Source organism: Carbonicoccus niuqiaonis (assembly GCF_050157065.1).
Taxonomy (GTDB): Bacteria; Actinomycetota; Actinomycetes; order Propionibacteriales; family Propionibacteriaceae; genus Avipropionibacterium.
On record NZ_CP189573.1, the window covers coordinates 1,670,480 to 1,690,851 of the forward strand.

Genomic DNA, 20,372 nt, shown 5'->3' on the forward strand with positions numbered 1-20,372 from the left:
ATGAACCCCCGCATCCCGATGGTCCTCAGCCGCGTGAGCTGGTACCTGCTGTGCAGCATCTTCGGCTTCACCATGTTGGTGCCACTGGCCTGGATGATCTCGATCGCCCTCAAGCCCGACAGTGACATCCTCGCGTTGCCGCCGGAGTTCCTGCCCTCCACGTTCGAGTGGCAGAACTTCGTGGTCGGACCGCAGGTGATCAACTTCTACCAACTGGCGGCGAACACCATGGTGGTGACGGGTCTGTTCACCGTGGGGGCCGTGTTCAGTTCGATGTTCGCAGGGTACGCGATCGCCCGGATCGAGTTCCCCGGACGGAAGGCACTGTTCTACGCGTTCGTGTTCACCATGTTCATCCCGCCGATCGTGACCTTGGTCCCGCTGCAGCGGATGTACATCGGGCTCGGCTTCAACGACACCTGGTGGCCGTTGTTCCTGCACGGCTTCTTCGGCGTGCCGCTGTTCATCTTCCTGGCCCGGCAGTTCTTCGCGTCGATCCCGAAGGGCTTGGACGAGGCGGCCCTGATCGACGGTGCGTCGCACCTGCAGATCTTCACCCGCATCATGCTGCCGCTCACCAAGCCGTTGTGGATCACCATGACGATCCTTGCCGTGCAGTCGTCCTGGAACGACTACATCAACCCGCTGGTCTACCTCCAGTCGCCGGAGAAGTACACCTTGTCGCTGGGGATGGCATCCTTCCTCGGTTCGCTGCACGCCGGTGTGGATGCGACCTACAACTACTACATGGCTTCCAACCTGCTCTACATGCTCCCGGTGCTGTTGCTCTTCTTCTTCGCGCAGCGGTACTTCATGTTGGGCCTCGGCTCGTTGGGGATGACGACGAAATGACGAGCCGCCACCGAACCCGGACGGGAAGATCCACCACCACTCACAACTCACCACTCACAGGGGGACCAACGATGATCCGACGTCGCCAATTGTTGACCATGGGGGCGGGCGCGGCAGCGCTCACCGCAGCGGGAACGTTGACCGGCTGCTCCGGCTTCAGCAACTCACAGCCACCGGCGGGAGAGCCCCGGGGCTCCGGTGGGAGCGAGGGGTCAGGGACGACACCACAGACCCTGATGTGCTGGGGCAACCCCGATCAGGTGAAGTTGTTCGAGAAGACCTTGGCGAAGTTCACCGAGGAGTCCGGGATCGAGGTCACGGTGCAGTCCGTGCCGGGCGGGGAGTACTTCAAGAAGATCAACTCTATGACCATGTCCAACTCGCTCCCCGACGTGTTCTGGGCCGACAACAACTCCGGCGTCGTCGCCCCGATGGCGGCCAACGGGAAGCTGTACGACTGGACGTCGATGTTGGACAACCCGCCCGACGGTGCAGGCCTGGACCGTGCCGACTTCGGCCCCGGCTACCTGGACCTGTTCACCGTCGACGGCAAGGTGATCGGCATGCCGCAGGAGGTCAACACCAACGGCATCTACTACAACAAGCGGCTGCTCACCGAAGCCGGGGTGACGCTGCCGACACCAGAGTGGACCTGGGACGACCTGTTCGCCGCGGCGGAGAAGTTGACGGTGTCCGAGGGGGGCAAGGTCTCCCGGTACGGCCTGCAGACCGGTCTGACGTCCATCAACGATGCGTTCGGTGCCTCGATGTACTCGGTGAGCAACGGCGGCCCCGGGCTGGCCGGGGACGCGTCGACCACCTTCCGCGGTGTCACCGCCATCGAGGCCAGCGCGCAGTTCCGCGAAGGTGCGCAACGCTTCGTGGACTCGGTGCAGGCCGGCGGGATGAACGGCCCGGACTTCTCCACGGAGAACACGATCGCCACGTTCATGAACGGCGAGTTGCCACTGATGTACGGCGGGCAGTGGTTCACCGGGTTCTTCTCCAAGAAGCTGGTCGACGACTGGGGGTTCGTCACCATGCCGAAGGGATCCAACGGATCGGTGGCGATCCTGCAGGGCAACGCCTTCTGCTCACCCGCCGACCTCAAGGATCCGCTCGCCACGTGGAAGATGATCCACTACATGTTGACCACCGGCTTCAACGAGGCCTACGCCGAGATCGGGATCACCCCGCTCGCCTACACGCCAGGCTCGGAGGGCTTCTTCTCGTTCATGGAGAAGAAGGCGACTGCCGAACCGGGGTACGCCGAGGTCGCGAAGTCGGTCGAGGCAGACCTGGCCAACCCGAACAAGTCAGGCACCACGTACCTCGACAAGTGGGCCAACCGCGCCGCCGACGTCACCAAGGCGGTCTGGAACCCGATGCTGAACGGCAAGAAGCCGGTCGCTGAGTCAGTCGACGACTACGTGTCCCAGGTCCGAGCGTTGGTGCAGTCGTGATCACCGTGACGGTTCTGACAGGGGGCACCCCGTGAAGCGACGTGAACTGCTGGCCGGCGGTACGGCCGTGGCGGCACTGGCTGCCACGGGCGGGCTGACCGGATGCTCAGGATTCAGCAACCAATCAGCACCGCAGGCCGGCGGCGGCTCTGCCCAGGGGCCGACCCCGCAGACCCTGATGACCTGGGCCAACCCCGAGATCACCGAGGCGTACCGGAAGACCCTGGCCAACTTCACCGACCAGACCGGGATCGAGGTCACGGTCTCCCCGGTTCCCAGTGGGGAGTACTTCAAGAAGATCAGCTCGATGACGCTGTCCAACTCGCTCCCCGACGTGTTCTGGGCCGACAACGGATCCGGTGTCGTCGCTCCGATGGCGGCCAACGGGAAGCTGTACGACTGGACGTCGATGTTGGACAACCCGCCCGACGGTGCGGGGCTGGATCGTGCCGACTTCGGCCCCGGCTACCTGGACCTGTTCACCGTCGACGGCAAGGTGATCGGCATGCCGCAGGAGGTCAACACCAACGGCATCTACTACAACAAGCGGCTGCTCACCGAAGCCGGGGTGACGCTGCCGACACCCGAGTGGTCCTGGGACGACCTGTTCGCCGCCGTCGAGTCGTTGGCGGTCACCGAGGGATCGACGGTAAAGTCGTACGGCATGCACGTCGGCTGGTCGACGATCAATGACCCGTTCGGCATGTCGATGTACTCCCGGAGCTTCGGTGGTCCCGGTCTGGCCGGCGAGGCGTCGACCACCTTCCGCGGCGTCACCTCGATCGAGGCCAGCGCCCAGTTCCGCGAGGGGGCGCAACGATTCGTCGAGGCGATCAAGGCCGGTGGGATCAACGGCCCGTCGTTCTCCACCCAGAACTCCGTGGCCACCTTCATGAACGGCGAGCTGCCGATGATGTACGGCGGCCAGTGGTTCACCGGCTTCTTCTCCAAGCAGGTGACCGACGAGTGGGGGTTCGTCACGATGCCGAAGGGGTCGAACGGTTCCGTGGCGATCCTGGAGGGCAACGCGTTCTGCTCCCCGGCGAACCTCAAGGATCCGCAGTCGACGTGGAAGTTGATCCACTACATGCTGACCACCGGCTTCAACGAGGCCTACGCCGAGGTCGGGCTGACACCGATCGCCTACACCCCCGGATCGAAGGGCTTCTTCAGTTACATGGAGGAGAAGTCCGCGACCGAATCCGGGTACGGCGAGGTCGCGAAGTCCGTCGAGGCCGACCTGGCGAACCCGAACAAGTCAGGCACGTCCTTCCTCGACAAGTGGGCCAACCGCGCTGCCGACGTCACCAAGGCGGTCTGGAACCCGATGCTGGACGGGAAACGACCTGTCGACGAGGCCGTTGACGACTACGCCGCCCAGGTCGGGGCGCTGGCCGTGAGCTGACGCGACCCACGTCGCACCGACCCCGTCCCGACAGTTCGCGTCCCGAGAATCCCCGTCCCGAGAATCCCTGTCCCACAACTGCAACTGCACACACACACCCCGACTGATCAAGGGAGATCAACATGTCACTTCGTTCCAGACTGTCGCGTTTCACGGTGGTGGCCGTCACTGGTCTCGTCGCGAGCGTCCTGACCGGGACGCCACCGCCGGCAGTCGCAGACGAGGCCCCGGACGCTGCACCGAGTTGCACCGTCGGAGTCGATGCGCGTTCTGTGTCAGGGATCGTGCCACTGACGGCGACGACATCCACCACCGCCGCTGGGGTGCAGTTCTTCCTGGACGGCCAACCGCTGGGCTTCGGGTTCACCCCCGACGCCGGTGCCGGCACCTCATTCAGCTTCGCTGCCTACGGCACCCTCGACGGCGGTTGGTCCACCAGTGCGGTGGCCAACGGCAACCACGAACTCTCCTGTCGAGGTTGGAGTTCCGCCGGACTCGGGGAGGTCGGCGCAGTCACGCCGGTGGCTGTCGGCAATCGGTCGAGGGCCCAGCTGACCACCCCGGCCGATCAGGTCGAAGTGGGGGGCGTGGTGGAGGTCACCGCGGTGTTCTCCGGGCCGCAGCTCCCGACGGCGGCCACCTTCCGGATGGACGACGAGATCCTCGGCACGGGGGAGTGCAGCAGCGGCCCTCGACACACGGCGGTCTGCACGTATGCCTGGGACTCGGTGGCGACCACCACGCTCAACCACTGGGACATGCCGGGCGGACTCCGCGTGCTGACTGCCGAGGCCACGATCGGCGGTCAGACCGTTCGCACCCAGCCGGTGCGCTCCATCGTCAACATCCGCTCCGATGCCGAGATGTTGTTGTCGGAGTACGAGATGGCGGGGCTGGGCCGCGTCGGCCGGGACGGTGGCTGGTCGATCACGCTGCCGGGAGATCCGACCAAGGACTTCATCACCTTCGGGGACGGGATCTACCGCCCGATCACCGGCCCGCAGAAGGCTGAGGACGCGGTGGGCCGCTGGGGCAACACCAGCGTGGTCACCGAATCCGGGACAGGTCTCTACGGACTGCTCAACGAGGTCCCCAACCGGACGAACGACCCGGTCAACGCCCCCGCACTGACCACGGTCAAGCCGGCACCCGGGGTGCTGAAGAACGAGGACGGCACCGACTGCAGCGAGGAGGGCGGCCTGGCGTGGAGCACCGGCGTGGTGCCCAAGCCGAACTCGGACCACGTACTGATGACGTACTGGGGAATGTGCTCGCGGCCCGGTGACTGGCCGTTGCTCCAGGTGTTCGGCATTGCTGACTGGGATCCGGTGACGAACGAGGCCGTGATGCACAACGTGTTCGTCAAGGCCGCCGACGCGCCCGGCAACGAGCACCTGCCCAGCCAGATGCAGTTGGCGTCGCCGAGCACCGACGGCGACTACCTGTACTTCTGGCGTCCCGACGCCGGTGCGCTCTACCTGGCCCGGGTGAAGATCCCGACCTCCGGCGATGCCGAGCCGTGGACGGACCCCAGCGAGTACGAGTACCGCAACGTCGAGGCCCCCGGCGGCTGGAAGGCCGATCCGCTGGCCGCCACGAACCTGATGCCCGAGACGTCGCTGGGTGGAAACGTGGACTCCGTGCTCCGGGCGACGAACCTGCCGGGCCAGCCGTGGCTGATGATCACCCACCCCGACAGCTGGGACACCGGCATCGTCAACGTGTACCTGGCCGACGAGCCGGGCGCCCCGTGGCGACCGGTGCCGGAGTGGCAGAACCTCGTGCTGTGTGAGTCCTGTGGCCACGCCTGGGAGAACGGCATCTACGTCGTGTACTCCCACCCCGAGCGGTCGACCGCGTTCGAGTTGCTGTTCACCTTCAGTGACCGGACCACCGGTCGGGTGATGCAGAAGACACTGCCCATCCCGGCGTCCATGCGTTGAGGAGACCCCCCCCACCGAAGGAGCGAACCGTGTCCATTCTACCAACCAGCAAAGACGCACCGACCGGAGTCACCAGGGTCAGCCGGGCGCTGCGAGCCGTGGCCGTGCTCGGGGCGGTCGTCATGGCGGCGAGTGCCACCACCGGGGCGAGTGCGCAACATCCGGCTGGCCCGGCCGGCACCGAGTGCACGATCACCGCTCCGTCGCCGGGCAAGCTGTCCGGGACGGTAGCGGTGGGCGCCCGCACCAGCGGTGAGGCAACCCGGGTGCAGTTCTACCTCGACGGTGACCTGATCGGTCACGGGTTCACCGCCGACGGGCTTCCCGGCACCGAGTTCTCCTTTGCCGCGTACGGCACGGCCGCCCAGGGGTGGAGCACCAACTCGACGGCGAACGGCATGCATCGACTCGGGTGTCGGGCCGTCGCGGCCGACGGAGTGGGTGAGATGTCGGACACTCGGCCGGCCAAGATCGGCAACGACACCCGGGCCGCACTGATCAGTCCTCGTGACGACGAGGACGTCCGTGGCGACGTGCCGCTGGTCGTGGAGTACTCCGGGTACGGGGCCCTGCCCAGCCAGGCCGTCTTCACCATGGACGAACAGGAGTTGGTCACCGCCACCTGTGCGCCAGCCGCAGCTCATGAGGGCCGGCCGACCGTTCGATGCACCGCCACGTGGGATACCGTGACGACGACCGCCGACAAGTCGTGGGACGCCGCCCAAGGGCTGCGCGTCATCGGCGCATCCGCCAGCGTCGGCACCCGGACCATCGACGTCGCGCCGGTCCGGACCTTCGTCAACAACTACGACCTCGACATGGACCTGCTGCTCTCGTCGTACGAACGCTCCGGTCTGGGTCGTGTCGGCCGAGACGGTGGGTTCTCTCGCGAACTGCCCGGGCAGCCCGGTCGCTCCTTCATCACCTTCGGCGACGGCGTCTTCAAGCCGATCACCGGCCCCGCAAAGCTGCAGCCGACGGTGGGCCGGTTCGGCAACACCAACGCGATCGCGGACGTGCAGCCGGTCAACATTCCCTTGCTGCACGAGGTTCCCAACCCGATGCAGGACCCGTTCCAGGCACCGGCCATCAGCCCACTGATCGGCTCGACCGAACTGACGACCCCTGACGGCACACCGTGCCAGGCGAGTACGTGGCCGACGGGCATCGTGGTGAAGCCCGGGTCGGACGACCTGCTGATCCCGTACTGGAGCCTGTGCGTCTATGACGGCTGGTTCCACATCCAGGCGTTCGGCATCGCCGAATGGGATGCGACGACCAACACCGCGGTCAGCCACGACGTGTTCACCAACTTCGGTGCCGACCTGAGCGACAAGTACCACTTGCAGTCACCGACCTTCGACGGCGAGTACCTGTACTTCTGGCGCGGGGATTCGACCGGCGCCTACCAGACGCGGGTGCCGATCGTGGTGGACGGCGTGGCCGAGCCGTGGCTCGACCCGACGCAGTACGCTTGGCGCTCCAGCACGGCGGAGTCGGGGTGGAGCACCGACCCGGAGCAACGCACCTCGGTGCTGCCGGCCGGCAAGGGATCGTTCACTACGTCGATCAGTGTCGAGCGTTTCGAACAGCTGCCGGGCAAGCCGTACCTGATGTTCGTCCAGCCGACGGCCAACACGATGAGCCTGTACCGGTCCTCGTCCAACAACGGCCCTTGGGAACCGGTGGCCGAGCTCCAGGACGTACGCGCCTGTGAGACCTGCACCCAGGACTCGTACACGATCTACCTGCATCCCGAGTACTCGACCACCGACACCTTGGTGATCACCATGAGTGACGTGGGAACCGGCCGCCCCTTCCAACGGCGTCTGGAGATGCCGGCCTCGCTGCGATGAACCACCACCACCTTCCACCTTTCGAGCAAGGAGACCTCACATGTCCATGTCCGTTGGATGTTTTGCCCTGGTTGACCCGTTCAGCGTTCTTGATCATCAGCTCGACCGCATCCGCGACTGGGGGTTCACGTACGCCGACGTGACCGACACCGGCGACGGGGCCGTGCTGGGCAACCACTTCGGGTTCTCCGCCGTGGCGAGCCTAGACGCCAATCCGTACGACCTGAAGCGGGCGTTCGAGGAGCGGGGCCTCACCATCACCAGCTGGTGTGCCCACTCCGACCTGCTCGATCCTGCGGCACCGTGGCGGTACGGCACCTCCCAGATCATCAAGGCCGTCCGTGGTGCAGCTGCGATCGGTGTCGAGCACGTGATCACCACCGAGGGCGAACCGACGACCGCGTGGGGCAAGGGCCTCACCGACGACGAGGCGATCTTCACCATCTGCGAGAAGCTCGCCGAACCGGTCCGGGTGGCCGAGGACCACGGCGTGCAGATCCTGCTGGAGCCACACGGCCCCTACACCGCCACGGTAGACGGTCTGGAGCGGATCCTGACCCGCGTCGGATCTGAGGCGCTGGGCGTGAACCTCGACACCGGCAACAGTTGGCTCGGCGGCACCGATCCGATCGACATCGTCAAGGCGTTCGGAGATCGGATCAAGCACGTGCACTGGAAGGATCTGGGCCCGGAGTGGGAGGAGCACCGCGGGACGATGTTCGGCTGTGGCATGTCGACCATTGCGCTGGGCACCGGTGTGATCGACATCGACGGTGTGATCAAGGCACTGACCGACATCGGCTACTCCGGGCACACCACGCTCGAGATCGCCGGGGACGAGGCCGTGCTCGGCTCGGCCGAGTACCTGCGAGGGCGAGGTGCCGATGTCGGCAACGTCGCGGCGGCGGCGAGCTGATCATGGTCGAGCCCACTCCGTACGCACGACGCGCCTTCCTGGGGCGGGCCGGCGTGGCCACGGTCGGTGGCACCGTCGTGACGGCTGCAGCGCCCGGTCCTGCCAGGGCCGAGGCCGCTCACCCTGCGGCCGCTCCGTGGAAGTCCGCCCGGCCGCGTGACCTCCCGGACCGGGCACGGCTCGGTTTCATCAAGGGGATGACCCAGCAGGACGAGAAGCCGTTCATCGGACTCGCGCTGGGTGACTCGATCACCGAGGGGACCGGGCTGGCCAACTGGACCGAGCGCTACCAGTACCTGCTGCAGGGGATGCTGCGACGGCGACACCCGGGGGCCAATCCGGCCCCCGGAGTGGGCTACATCCCTGCCGGGTGGGCAACCGGGGGATACCTGCCGGAGGTGACGACCAGCCACAACGCTGCGCTGTACACCGATGCCGGTGGGCTCGGGAATCGGATGCGCATCGTGGCCGCCGACGGCTCGATCACCTGGCCGACAACCGCGTGCGACACCGTGTGGGTGCACTACACCCAGGACACCTTCTTTCCCGGGACGTTCGAAGTGGTCGTCGACGGTCAGGTGGTCGCAACACAGCAGACCACGGGGCCGAAGACCTCGGGCAAGATCGTCAAGCTCAGCGTCGAGGACGGCGAGCACACGGTCACGGTGCGGGGGAAGGCCGGCACCGCCGGCGGTTCGCCCATCGAGGGGGTGAGCTTCCTGCATGGCACCGGAGGGCTGTACCTGTTCGACGGCAGCCATGCCGGCTATCGTGCCGACCTGTACATCAATCGGGAGCAGGCCGATCTCCACTGGCAAGCCGCAGCGGCCATCGAGCCGTCGTTCATCACCTGCATGCTCGGGGCGAACGACATGGCCGGCAACTTCGACATCCCCATCCCACCCGAGGAGTGGGCGGCCAACCTGGCAACCCTGGTCGAGACCGCGTTGGCCAGCTGCCCGAACGCCGGCTTCTACTTCTTCCACTGGACCGAGCGGTACGAGGACCACGGCAACCCCGACAAGGTCCACCAGTTCGAGGAGGCGGCCTGGCAGGCCATCGGCTCGCATCCGCGGGTCTCGTTCCGAGTGCTGACCGATCTGTTGCCGTCGGGCCACGACGACTCCCTTCGGTGGCACGCCTTCGACGGCAACGACCGCGTCCATCCGAATGCGCTCGGCCACACGTACCTGGCCCACCAGCTCGCCCGCACGATCTGACCCGTCGCAGGTCGCTAGGGTGGACGGCGTGACCGTACCCCGTGATGACCGAGCGGCGCCGTCGGGCCGAACCGTGACTCCGGTGTCCACCGGTCCACGGACCCAACTGTTGGCGATCTTGGCGTGTGCCGAGTTGAGTGCGGTCGAGCGGCTCGCCGAGGACGCCACGGCGGCGCCGTCGCTGGCGGACAAGGTCGCCGTGCTGTCGTTCGCGAGGGTACAGCTCGACCACTATCAACTGCTGGCCGATCAGATTGTCGCCGACGGCGTGGACCCGATCGTGGCGATGGAGCCGTTCTCCGGGCCCCTCGCCGAGTTCCACGCCCACACCACTCCCCGGACGTGGGAGGAACGGATGATCAAGATCTACGTGGGTGACGCCCTGGCCGCCGACCTCTACACCGAGCTCAGCAGCGTCCTGCCCGCACCCCTGGCCGAGCTCATCCGGACCGTCGCCGACGACTCCGACCAACGGGAGTTCGCCCGGGCGCGGGTGGTCGCCGCGGTCGACGCCGAACCGCAACTATCTGGCCGGTTGGCGCTCTGGGCCCGTCGGCTCGTCGGCGAGGCGCTCAGCCAGGCCCAACGCATCGTCTCCGACAACGATCACCTGGCCGAACTGCTGACCGGCACCGAGGAGTCGACCGGCCTCGACCTGGCCGCCACCGCGGAGATGTTCACCCGGCTCATCCAACGCCACAACGAGCGGATGGCCAAGGTCGGGTTGCGGCCATGAGCGGCCTCTCCCACGAGCTGCTGGCGGTGCCCCACGGCCAACTCAGCCTCTACACCCGCGGCTCCGGCCCGTCGGTGGTGCTGGTGCACGGCAGCGGGATGGCGTCGCGTGACTACCGACGGCTGCTGAACGAACTGTCCGAGGACTTCACCGTCCACGTGTACGACCGGCGCGGGCGGGGGCAGTCCTCGGCCGTCGACTCCGGGTACGGCATCGACACCGAGGTCTCCGACCTGGCGGCGGTGCTGGAGGCGACCGGTTCGAGCCGGGTGTTCGGGCACGCGTACGGCGGGTTCGTGGCGCTGCAGGCGGCCCGTCGGCTGACGCTCGACACCGTCGTCACCTACGACGCCGCGGTCTCGATCGACGGTGACGCCCCCGACTGGTGGGTGGACGACTTCGAGGACGCCGTCGACCAGGGTGACCACGGGCGGGCGGCGGCACTGATGGTGAAGGGGCTCGACCTGGTGCCGATGGTGAGTCGGCTGCCGATGGCGATCGGGACGCCGGCGGGCCGGCTGTTCGCCGCCAGTCCGTACGGCAAGGACTGGAACGCCCAGGCCGGTGCGACGTTGGCCGAGATCGGGGAGGCGCTGAGCCACGACGGGCCGGCCACCACGTACGCCTCCATCACGGCACGGACGACCATGGTGGTCGGCGGCGCGTCGGCGCAGTGGTTCCGGGAGTCGGCCGAGCAGATCCTGGCGGTGCTGCCGCGGGGCCAGCGCGTCGTGGTGCTCACCGGACTGGGCCACGACGCCCCGAACCGCGCGTCCCGCCGGTTGGTGCAGCAGTTGGTCGACGCGCTGCGCTGAATGCCGAGAGGGCCCTCGGGACGTGTCAGATCAGGCCACGCCGGGGACGCGAACGCCGGCGTTGTCGTCGAACGACTCGCTCGTCCGCTCGCGGGCCGGGCTCGTCTCGGTGTCGGTGGCGGTGTCGATCTCGGCAGCCGGGCCGGTCTCGACCGGGTCGGTGGCCTCGGGGGAGTCACCAGTTGCTTCGGTCTCGCGGCGCGCCCGGGCCCGGCGGCGATGGCGCCAGATCATCAGACCGACCACGCCGCCGACGACGACCACGGTGATCGGGATCGTTCCCGGCCACCGAACGGCCGCGGCCAGCCAGGCCTGGATCGCGGCCAGCCCGACCGTGGAGTAGATCAACGCCCACAGGGAGCCGCCCAGCACGACGGCGGGGAGGTAACGTCGCAGCGGCATCTTGACCGCGCCCGCCGTGGCGTTCACCGCGGTCTGAATGCCGACGGTCAGGAAGCAGACGACCACCGCGCCGGCGCCCCAACGCCGTACCAACTCCTGGCCCCGGTGCCAGCGTTCACCGGTGTGGCCCCGCTGGCGTCCCCACCGACGGGCACCGATCGAGATGCCGCGAGCGACCCAGTAGGTCGCGTTCGCCCGCAGCATCACGACCATGAACAAGAACCAGTAGGTCGGCCAGAAGGTGGACCAGTTCACCTCGCGACACCCGCGGCGGTGTGCTCGGGTTCGCGGGCCGCGCCGAGGTCGGCGAAGACCCGGCGGTTGAGTTCGAAGCTGGTGACGGCCGCGTCGATCACGGCCCGGCGCTGGGTGGGGTCGAGCTCGATGGCGTCCAGCCGATCGCGGTACGCATCCTTGTACGGCTTCGGCTTGGGAATGCCGTCGAACCGGTAGAAGTTCAGCGCCGCCGGGCTGATGCCGTAGTTGCGCTCCACCAGCCGTGCGATCACCTGACCGCCCGACAGGTCGCCCAGGTAGCGGACGTAGTGGTTGGCCAGCATCATCTCTGGGGAGTGCTGGGTGCGCAGGACCGTGGCGTACTCGGTGGTGGCGCGGCAGATCCGGATCTGCCCGGCGGCCAGCCGCACGTCGTGGTCCGAGCCGAACAGCTGGGCCATGTCCCGCTCGAGCGCCGCGACCCGGTCCAGTCGGTGGTCGAGCACCGGCGCGACCATCGGATGGTCGGCGTAATCGGCGTGGAGGACGTCCTCCAGGGCCCGGTAGATCACCAACTGCTGGGCGACCAGCGCCGCGAATGCGTGCTGACAGGCTGCGCCACCCATCAGCTGTTCGATGAACGCCGACCCCTCGGCATCCTGATGGGCCTGGGACGTCTCGGTCCGCAGGGCGACCGACAGTGGCTCAACCATGAACTGCTCCTCCAAGAAGTTAGGTCAGCCTTACCATATCAGCAGGAGCAAGCGACTGGGGCACACCGTGTGGTTGGCTGGACCGATGGAGTGGGAGACACATCCGGTGACACCCGACCGATTCGACGACTTCGCCGCCGTCATCAACCCGAACGGCCGGGAAACCCACTGCTGGTGCCTGTCACACCGGTTGCAACCGAAGCAGATCACCGAGCTCGGTGACGGCTCCCGCGAGCAGGCGATGCGGTCGCTGTGCCAGCGCGATGACCCACCCGGCGTGGTGACGTACCACGACGGTGTCCCGGTCGGCTGGTGCAGTGTCGGGCCGCGGGCCGACATCCCCCGACTGGTGGGGTCGAAGCTGATCCGCCCGGTCGACGAGGTCGCGGTGTGGAGCATCATCTGCGTGGTGGTCCGAAGCGGTCACCGCCGCCAAGGCGTCACCGGACACCTGATCGAGGGCGCGGTGGCGCGGGCGGCCGAACGCGGTGCGCCGGCGGTCGAGGCCTACCCGGTGGACCCGGAGGGGCGGATGGACACCACGATGGCGTTCGTCGGCACCCGGGCGATGTTCGAACGGGCCGGGTTCACGACGGTCGGGACGACGGATGCGGTGGCCAGCCGGATGCCGCGGATCGTGATGCGGCGGGACCTGGGCTGACCTGGCCTCGTTCGACCCGGACCGAACGGCGTCAGACGGTGCCGAACCCGACGCGCCGGGCGTTCTCCTCACCGAACTCGACGTAGCCGATCGACTTGGCCGGGATCAGGACCTTGCGGCCACGCTCACCGGTCAGCTCGAGCAGGCCGTCGTTCGACAGCGCCTCGGTGAGGGCCTTCGTGACCTGGTCAGGACTTTCGGTGGCCTCGATGACGACCTCACGATTGATGTGCTGCACCCCGACCTTGATCTCCACGCCTGTGTCTCCTCGGTTCGATCCTCACGCGACGGCCGTTCGGTCGTCAGCGTCCAATGTGCCACAACGCCCAACTGCCGCCGACGGCCGGCTCGACGATTGGTCCGAAGCGCCGGGGGACCGTCGGGTACGTCAGGTTGCCGCAACCGGCGCCACCCAGGCGGCCCGATCGGCCGCGCTCTGCTCGATGGCGGCCAGCAGGTGCTGCAGCCGGGCGCCCTCGGAGAACCCCGGCGTGGGGTCCTCGCCGGCCGCGATCGCCGACAGGAAGTCGTAGGCCTGGTTGACGAACCCGTGCTCGTAGCCGAGGCCGTGGCCGGGCGGCCACCATGCGGCGACGTACGGATGGTCGGGCTGGGTGACCTGGATGCGGCTGAACCCGGCCCGATCACCGAGTGAGTCGTCGTAGTACTCCAGGAAGTTCATGTCCTCGAAGTTGAACGCCAGGGTCCCGGCGGACCCGTTCACCTCGAGCGCGATGTGGTTGCGACGCCCCGTGGCGAAACGGGTGGCCTCGAAGGTGCACAGGGCGCCCTGGTCGGTCCGGGCCAGGGCGACCATCGCGTCGTCGACGGTGACCTCGCCGGTACCGGCGCCGCCGGTCGCGCCGAGCTTGCCGCCGGCACCACCGATCGCCTCCTCCAGCGGACGCCGCTTGACGAACGTCTCGGTCTGCGCGGCGACCCCGGTCACCCGGTGCCCGGTGGTGAACTGGGCCATGTCGAGGATGTGCGCGCCGATGTCACCGAGGGCGCCGGAGCCGGCCTTGTCGCGTTGCAGCCGCCACACCAGGGGGAACTCGGGGTCGGCGATCCAGTCCTGCAGGTAGCGCCCCCGGATGTGGCGGATCGTCCCGACCGCCCCCTCGTCGATCAGCTGCTTCATCAGGGCGACCGCCGGCACCCGCCGGTAGGTGAAGCCGACCATCGCCCTGGTGCCGTCCGCCCGCGCGGCGTCGGCCGCGGCCGCCATCGCGTCGGCCTCGGCGACGGTGTTGGCGAGCGGCTTCTCACACAGCACGTGCTTGCCGGCTGCCAGAGCGGCGATCGCGATCTCGGCGTGGGTGTCGCCAGGGGTGCAGATGTCGACGACGTCGATGTCGTCGCGGGTCACCACCTCGCGCCAGTCGGTCGCGGTCCGTTGCCAGCCCAGGGTCTCGGCGGCAGCGGCGACCGCGTCGGCGTCCCTGCCGACCAACGTGCTCATCTCGGGCACCAGGTCAAGGTCGAAGAACCGGTGGACGTTGCGCCAGGCCTGGGAGTGGGCGGCGCCCATGAAGGCGTAGCCGATCATGGCGATGCGGGCTCGGGAAGACATCGGGTGTCCCTTTCAGGCTTCGGTCGGGCTGACACCGTACGGAACGGCATCAGGTCGGTCACAGGTGGTACGCACGGGGACGCTGCTGCCGGACCGGCTCGAGGTGGCGATGCCCTCCATCACCTCGTGCACGTGCAGCGCCAATTCCGCGCTCTGCCGGTGCGGACGCCCTTGGGCGATGGCGCGGACCATGTCGGACAGGCCGTGACCGCGGCCCGCGTCGACGTACCCGGCGGACGGCTCGAGCACGCTGAAACCGGGCTCCCCGGCCACGCCCAGGCCGACCTCACCGTCGAACTGGTTGGGATCGGGTACGGCCAAGGTGGCGTCGGTGCCGTACACCTCGATGGTCGGCAGTCGGCTCGCCTGGACGTCGAAGCTCATCACCAGGGTGGACAGCACACCGGAGGCGTGTGTCAGCAGTGCGGTCACGTGGGTGTCGACCTCGACCGGCAGTCGATCACCGGCACGTGGTGCGCCGGGTGGCACGATCCGTTCGGTCCGCAGGTGCGAGCCGCGACCCGACACCGACTCGATCGGGCCGAGCAGGGTCACGAGCGCGGTCAGGTAGTAGACGCCCATGTCGAGCAGGGGGCCACCGCCGGCCGCGTAGTAGAACCCCGGATTGGGGTGCCACCCCTCGTGGCCGGGGGAGGTCATGAACGCGGTCGCGGCGATCGGGAGGCCGATCCGACCGCTGTCGATGGCGTGGCGTGCGGTCTGGATGCCGGTGCCCAGCACGGTGTCCGGGGCCGCCCCGAGCCGACGCCCGACACGGTTTGCCGCTGTCACCAGGTCCGCCGCCTCAGCCAGCCCCAGGCCGAGCGGCTTCTCCTGGTAGACGTGCTTGCCGGCCTGCAGGGCGGCGCTGCTGACCGGCACGTGTTGGGCCGGGACGGTCAGGTTCAGCACCACGTCGATGTCGGGATCAGCCAGCAGGGCCTCAAGGCTGCGGATCGGTACGTGGTGCTCGTCGGCGACCCGCCGGGCGGCCTCCTCGGAGAGGTCGCACACTGCGGCGAGTTCGAGGTTGGGCAGGTCGGCCAGCCGGACCAGGTAGTTGGCGGAGATGTTGCCGCACCCGACCAGCCCGATCCGCGCGGGTCCGGACGACCCCGGGCTTCCACTCCCGATCATGCCGCGAGCTCCCGGGCGGCCCACACCAGGCCACGTTGGATGATCAACTGCACGTCGGGGTGGCGCAGTACGTCGAGGCTGTGTCCCGGTGTCGCCACGAAGATGCGACCCTTGCCCCACTGCCGGGTCCAGATCGCCGGGGAGGTCACCTCGCGGTGCCACGGGTCGCCGTCGCGGACCCGCTGGGTGGTGGTGGCCAGCACGTCGACGTAGTCGTCGGCGAGCACCCAGTACTGCTCGGTGGTGAGCTCGAAGTCGTTGATCCCGGCCATGATCGGGTGGTCGGCGGCACCGGGTACGGGGTTGATCGTGTGTCGGACGAAGTTGTCGCTCTCCTCGCCGATCCGCTCGGCTTCCGGCTTCGGCGGATGGCACGCGAACTGTCCGCCCACCAGGTGCAGGTAGTCGGAGCACTCTCGGTACGAGTCGGCGATCCCGCCGTGCCATCCGGCCAGGCCGGTGCCCGCGGCGACGGCTGCGCGCAGTCCCGTGAACTGGTCGCCGGTGATGGAACTCATCGTCACGCACTGGACGACCAGGTCGACCTGTGCCATCAGTTCCGGGTCCGCGTACGGGGCAGGTGAGTCGTGGACGTCGACGACGAAGCCGTTCTCCGCCAGGTGGGGGATGAACATGTCGGTGGCCTCGACCGGCTGGTGGCCCTCCCAGCCGCCGCGGACCACGAGCGCCCGGCGTGCCCCGTGCCCGTCAGGATCCCTCGTCCTGCCAGGACCGGGTGTCGTCGCTTCGAATGGGGATGGCACCAGTGCCTCCAGGGTCGGGTTCGCTTCCAGGACTTTGTTTCGCCGCAGCGCAATCTATGAGCGGGGGGCGGGGGCGTCAACCCCCGCGGACCGACCATTGACCGCGGTTCGGGCAACCGATATGTTTCGATGCCGAACTAATGCGTGATCCGACCAGCTGACCGATCCGATGGAGTGACATGAGCCGGCAACCCACCAAGGAAGACAAGTTCTCGTTCGGACTCTGGACGGTGGGGTGGCCGGCGGCCGACCCGTTCGGACTGCCGACCCGACCGGTGCTCGACCCGTGGGAGTACGCGACCCGGCTGGCCGAGCTCGGGGCGTACGCGATCACCTTCCACGACAACGACGTCTTCGACTTCGACGCCGACGCTGCCACGCGGTCCGCCCGGGTCGGTGAGCTCGTTCGGGCGTGCGAGGCTGCCGGCCTGGTGATCGAGATGGTCACCACCAACACCTTCACCCACCCGATCTTCAAGGACGGCGGCCTCACCTCCAACGATCGTGGGGTCCGACGCTTCGGGTTGCGCAAGATCCTGCAGGCGGTTGACCTCGCGGCCGAGGTCGGTGCCACCACCTTTGTGATGTGGGGCGGCAGGGAAGGTGCGGAGTACGACGGCTCGAAGGACCTGTACGGGGCGTTCGAGCGCTACAAGGAGGGACTCGACACCGTCGCGGCGTACATCAAGGAGCAGGGCCACGACCTGCGCATCGGGCTGGAGCCGAAGCCGAACGAACCCCGCGGCGACATCCTGCTGCCGACGGTCGGCCACGCCCTGGCGATGATCGCCGAGCTGGAGCACGGCGACATCGTGGGGCTGAACCCCGAGACCGGACACGAGCAGATGGCGAACCTCAACTACACCCACGCGATCGCGCAGGCGCTGTGGAGCGACAAGCTGTTCCACATCGACCTGAACGGCCAACGGGGGTTGAAGTACGACCAGGACCTGGTGTTCGGCCACGGGGACCTGTTGTCGGCCTTCTTCACCGTCGACCTGCTGGAGAACGGGTTCCCGGGCAACCCCGACGCGCCGCGCTACACCGGGCCGCGGCACTTCGACTACAAGCCGTCCCGCACCGAACACCTGGCCGGGGTGTGGGAGTCGGCGAAGGCGTGCATGGGCACGTACCTGATGCTGGCCGACAAGGCTGCAGCCTTTCGTGCCGACTCCCGGGTGGCCGAGGCGATGGCGTACGCCGGGGTGGGCGAGTTGGCCAGTCCGACGCTGGCTGCAGGCGAATCAGTCACCGACTTCCTCGCCGCCGACGAGCCGTTCGACCTCGACGCCGCCGCCGAAAGGGACTACGGGTTCGTCCGACTCAACCAACTGGCGTTGGAGCACCTGGTCGGCTGACTCACCACCCCCACAGCCGGAGTTGCGGACGGTGTCCGACCGAGGCGCTGCGGGTGGCGAAGTTCGCCTGCCGGTCCATCTGGACGGTGTCCTCCGGAATCCGGGGGTGCTTCACCAGGACGACGGTGAACCGGTCCGCGCCGATGTCACGGACGACGTCGGTCAGGTCGAGCCGCACCGGACCGGCCGCCGGCAGCACGGTGAGCTGGCCACCGACCCACTGTTCGTCGTCGGGCGCCACGATCTGACCGTGATCGTCCAGGGCCGGGGCATTGGCCCAGGTCAGGCTCGACTCGGCCCACCGCGACTCGGGCAGCACCATCGCCCACAGGTTCATCCCGTCATCGGTGGTGGATCCGTGGACCTGCAGCACCGCCCGAGCGATGCGGGAGGCGTCGACGTCGGCGATGTCGAAGGACAGGTAGGTCAACTCGGTCTCGCCGGACGTACTGCGCCGCACCGACAGCCGCGACCCACCCAGGGCGGTGTCGGGGCTGGCCTGGCTGATCATGGCCGCAGCCACCGCCGGCCGGGCGGGCAGCTCGGAGACCGACCGGTCGGGTACGGACAACCGCACCACGCTGTGGGCCGGCCGGGTCAGCTCGACCAGCCGCGTCCGGTTCGTGATCAGGTCGACGATGCCGCCGGACCAGCGGTCGTCGACGGCCTCGATCGCGACGGGCTCATTGCCCGGGCCCGGTCCGTGGGCAGCCAGCGTGGCCAGCAGCACCCGGAACGTCCGCGCACCGGAACCGTCCACCTGTGCGTACACGTTGTACAGGTGCCGTTCGGGATCGTACGACGCCATCGCCTTGAGGCCGGGCACCTCGTCCGGGTTCCCGGTCCCCAGCAGCGTGACACCGTTCGCCAGCGAACGGGCTTCCAACCGCACCACCTCAGCGGCCTTGCGGGAATGGATGGTGTGGAAGGGCATCCGGTGGTCGAGGTAGTAGAACCCCGTTCCCATGGCATCCATCGGCTGGCCGCCGGAACGCAACGAGTTCGACATCCGGAACCACACCAGCCCGTCGGCGCCGGCCGCTGTGGTGACCATCGCGATGTCACCCACCTCCCGGGCGAGCTCCATCGTGTCGAGGGTGTCCTCCATCTGCGTGAAGGCCCAGGTGTTGTGGATGTTGATCTCGGTGTAGACGACCGGGAGCCGAACGCCGGCCCAGCGCTCCATCCGATCATGGATGGTGTCCATCTCGACCTGGTAGAAGTCCGGCGTCACGTGGAGCTTCGTGTTGTAGGAGTGGGTGTCCCACACGTCGATGATCGGGTGGTCGACCGACCGGCCGGCGTAGTCGACGAACAGGCCCTTCAGCACCTTCTCGCCCCAGCCGATCTCGTCGTCACGGACGTCGTTGCCGTAGTAGCCGGTGGTGTCGAGGTTGGGCTCCAGGTTCTCCGGGACCTGCGCACTGCCCTCGGCGTTGGTGAGGTTCATGGTGGACCGCGTGATCACCGGGCCGTGCATCAGGGCAGTGGTCGGGCTGCCGCCGGCAGCCGACCCGTCCGCCACCGCGGCGTGCACCGCGTCGGAGGTGACGCGGAGTTGGTCCATGTAGTGATCGAGCGTCGGCAGGTTCACGCTCGTCCCCGGCACGTCGGGTTCGTTCTGGGTGCTGAAGCGGCGAACCCCGTAGGACCTGGACATGATGTGCCCCAACACGTAGTACCGCTGCCAGTCCTGCCATCTGGCCTGCCACGTTCCCGCCTTCCCCGCAGCAGTGGAACTGGCCTGCACGATCAGGTCGAAGCCGTTCGCGGCGGCGGACTCGGCAACGAACGCGACACTGTAGGGGTTGCCTTCGGTCGGGATGTCGAGGCTGCGTTCGACGGCGGCCCAGTCGATGCCGGGGGCCTTCATCGGGTCCTCCCGCAGCGCGGCGACGTGTGCCTCGAACGATGCCAGGTCGGTGACGTCCTCGCCCGGGTCCACGTCGAGCACGTACCGGGCCGGCTGCACCCACACCCGGGCCATGTTGACCCGGGCGTAACGCAACCACGAGGTGGTGTTCCCGCCGCGGTAGTACTCGGCCAGCCCGAGCCCGGTGTGGGGCATCCCGGGTCGGGTGTCGCCGGTGAACCGGATCGGTCGCGAGGCCGCATGGGCCGGAACCGTCGCAGTCGGGCCGAGTGCTGCCGCACCGACCGACAGGGCGGCACCGCCGGCCAGGACGGTCCGCCGCTTGACGGCGGTGGAGTCGGACTTCTCTGGTGGGGCAGGATTGGGGATGTCCACGATGACGCCTTCGTCTTGGGGGAATGGCGCGGCACCGCGCCACGCTTGGCAGGCTAACAGCGTTGTGCAACCGTGTACATCCATCAGCGGGAAC

At 68.0% G+C, this 20,372-nt stretch carries 18 protein-coding genes; 11 read left to right on the forward strand and 7 right to left on the reverse strand.

All coding sequences use genetic code 11. The features are described from left to right. From ACQBAU_RS07640 to ACQBAU_RS07680, 9 genes are all read left to right on the forward strand, one after another. Complete coding sequence (locus tag ACQBAU_RS07640; RefSeq protein ID WP_465255814.1) at positions 1-852, forward strand: carbohydrate ABC transporter permease; 852 nt, start codon at positions 1-3, stop codon at positions 850-852. A gap of 71 nt (positions 853-923) precedes the next feature. After that, positions 924-2,315, forward strand: a complete 1,392-nt coding sequence (locus ACQBAU_RS07645) for an ABC transporter substrate-binding protein (RefSeq protein WP_465255815.1) — start codon at positions 924-926, stop codon at positions 2,313-2,315. 31 nt (positions 2,316-2,346) lie between these two features. Further along, positions 2,347-3,720, forward strand: a complete 1,374-nt coding sequence (locus tag ACQBAU_RS07650; RefSeq protein WP_465255816.1) for an ABC transporter substrate-binding protein — start codon at positions 2,347-2,349, stop codon at positions 3,718-3,720. 284 nt (positions 3,721-4,004) lie between these two features. Beyond that, positions 4,005-5,663 carry a hypothetical protein gene (locus ACQBAU_RS07655; protein ID WP_465255817.1) on the forward strand — a complete coding sequence of 553 codons (1,659 nt, stop codon included), beginning with the start codon at positions 4,005-4,007 and terminating at the stop codon, positions 5,661-5,663. A 29-nt stretch (positions 5,664-5,692) separates the two neighbouring features. Then, positions 5,693-7,519: a hypothetical protein gene (locus ACQBAU_RS07660; protein ID WP_465255818.1), complete on the forward strand. Its 1,827-nt coding sequence runs from the start codon at positions 5,693-5,695 to the stop codon at positions 7,517-7,519. Between the two features lie 40 nt (positions 7,520-7,559). After that, positions 7,560-8,435: a sugar phosphate isomerase/epimerase family protein gene (locus tag ACQBAU_RS07665; protein WP_465255819.1), complete on the forward strand. Its 876-nt coding sequence runs from the start codon at positions 7,560-7,562 to the stop codon at positions 8,433-8,435. A 2-nt stretch (positions 8,436-8,437) separates the two neighbouring features. Next, positions 8,438-9,655, forward strand: coding sequence for an SGNH/GDSL hydrolase family protein (locus tag ACQBAU_RS07670; RefSeq protein ID WP_465255820.1), 1,218 nt, complete (start codon positions 8,438-8,440; stop codon positions 9,653-9,655). A gap of 82 nt (positions 9,656-9,737) precedes the next feature. Further along, positions 9,738-10,391 (forward strand): ferritin-like fold-containing protein, encoded by a 654-nt coding sequence (locus tag ACQBAU_RS07675; RefSeq protein WP_465255821.1) that lies wholly within the window; start codon positions 9,738-9,740, stop codon positions 10,389-10,391. After that, a complete protein-coding gene (locus ACQBAU_RS07680) occupies positions 10,388-11,206 on the forward strand; it encodes an alpha/beta fold hydrolase (protein ID WP_465255822.1) in 819 nt (272 codons plus the stop codon). Before ACQBAU_RS07675 ends, ACQBAU_RS07680 begins: the two co-directional genes overlap by 4 nt. A gap of 30 nt (positions 11,207-11,236) precedes the next feature. Here the strand turns inward: ACQBAU_RS07680 and ACQBAU_RS07685 are convergent, their stop codons facing one another. Then, a complete protein-coding gene (locus tag ACQBAU_RS07685; protein ID WP_465255823.1) occupies positions 11,237-11,863 on the reverse strand; it encodes a DedA family protein in 627 nt (208 codons plus the stop codon). Next, complete coding sequence (locus tag ACQBAU_RS07690) at positions 11,860-12,537, reverse strand: biliverdin-producing heme oxygenase (RefSeq protein WP_434550076.1); 678 nt, start codon at positions 12,535-12,537, stop codon at positions 11,860-11,862. The genes ACQBAU_RS07685 and ACQBAU_RS07690 overlap by 4 nt, the downstream gene beginning before the upstream one ends. A gap of 85 nt (positions 12,538-12,622) precedes the next feature. Here ACQBAU_RS07690 and ACQBAU_RS07695 point away from each other — a divergent pair, with 85 nt between their 5' ends. Then, positions 12,623-13,198, forward strand: a complete 576-nt coding sequence (locus ACQBAU_RS07695; protein WP_434550075.1) for a GNAT family N-acetyltransferase — start codon at positions 12,623-12,625, stop codon at positions 13,196-13,198. A 31-nt stretch (positions 13,199-13,229) separates the two neighbouring features. Here the strand turns inward: ACQBAU_RS07695 and ACQBAU_RS07700 are convergent, their stop codons facing one another. The 4 genes from ACQBAU_RS07700 to ACQBAU_RS07715 all read right to left on the reverse strand — a co-directional run bounded on the left by ACQBAU_RS07700 (position 13,230) and on the right by ACQBAU_RS07715 (position 16,672). Further along, on the reverse strand, positions 13,230-13,454 hold the full coding sequence (locus tag ACQBAU_RS07700) for a DUF3107 domain-containing protein (RefSeq protein ID WP_434550074.1): 225 nt from the start codon (positions 13,452-13,454) through the stop codon (positions 13,230-13,232). A gap of 132 nt (positions 13,455-13,586) precedes the next feature. After that, positions 13,587-14,771: a Gfo/Idh/MocA family protein gene (locus tag ACQBAU_RS07705; protein WP_465255824.1), complete on the reverse strand. Its 1,185-nt coding sequence runs from the start codon at positions 14,769-14,771 to the stop codon at positions 13,587-13,589. Positions 14,772-14,783: 12 nt separating this feature from the next. Next, a complete protein-coding gene (locus tag ACQBAU_RS07710) occupies positions 14,784-15,908 on the reverse strand; it encodes a Gfo/Idh/MocA family protein (RefSeq protein ID WP_465255825.1) in 1,125 nt (374 codons plus the stop codon). After that, on the reverse strand, positions 15,905-16,672 hold the full coding sequence (locus tag ACQBAU_RS07715) for a ThuA domain-containing protein (protein WP_465255826.1): 768 nt from the start codon (positions 16,670-16,672) through the stop codon (positions 15,905-15,907). Before ACQBAU_RS07715 ends, ACQBAU_RS07710 begins: the two co-directional genes overlap by 4 nt. 179 nt (positions 16,673-16,851) lie before the next feature. Between ACQBAU_RS07715 and xylA the strand changes: the two genes are divergently transcribed. Then, positions 16,852-18,030: a xylose isomerase gene (gene xylA / locus ACQBAU_RS07720; protein WP_434550070.1), complete on the forward strand. Its 1,179-nt coding sequence runs from the start codon at positions 16,852-16,854 to the stop codon at positions 18,028-18,030. A gap of 1 nt (position 18,031) precedes the next feature. Here the strand turns inward: xylA and ACQBAU_RS07725 are convergent, their stop codons facing one another. Beyond that, complete coding sequence (locus ACQBAU_RS07725) at positions 18,032-20,278, reverse strand: DNRLRE domain-containing protein (RefSeq protein ID WP_465255827.1); 2,247 nt, start codon at positions 20,276-20,278, stop codon at positions 18,032-18,034. Positions 20,279-20,372: the final 94 nt, after the last annotated feature.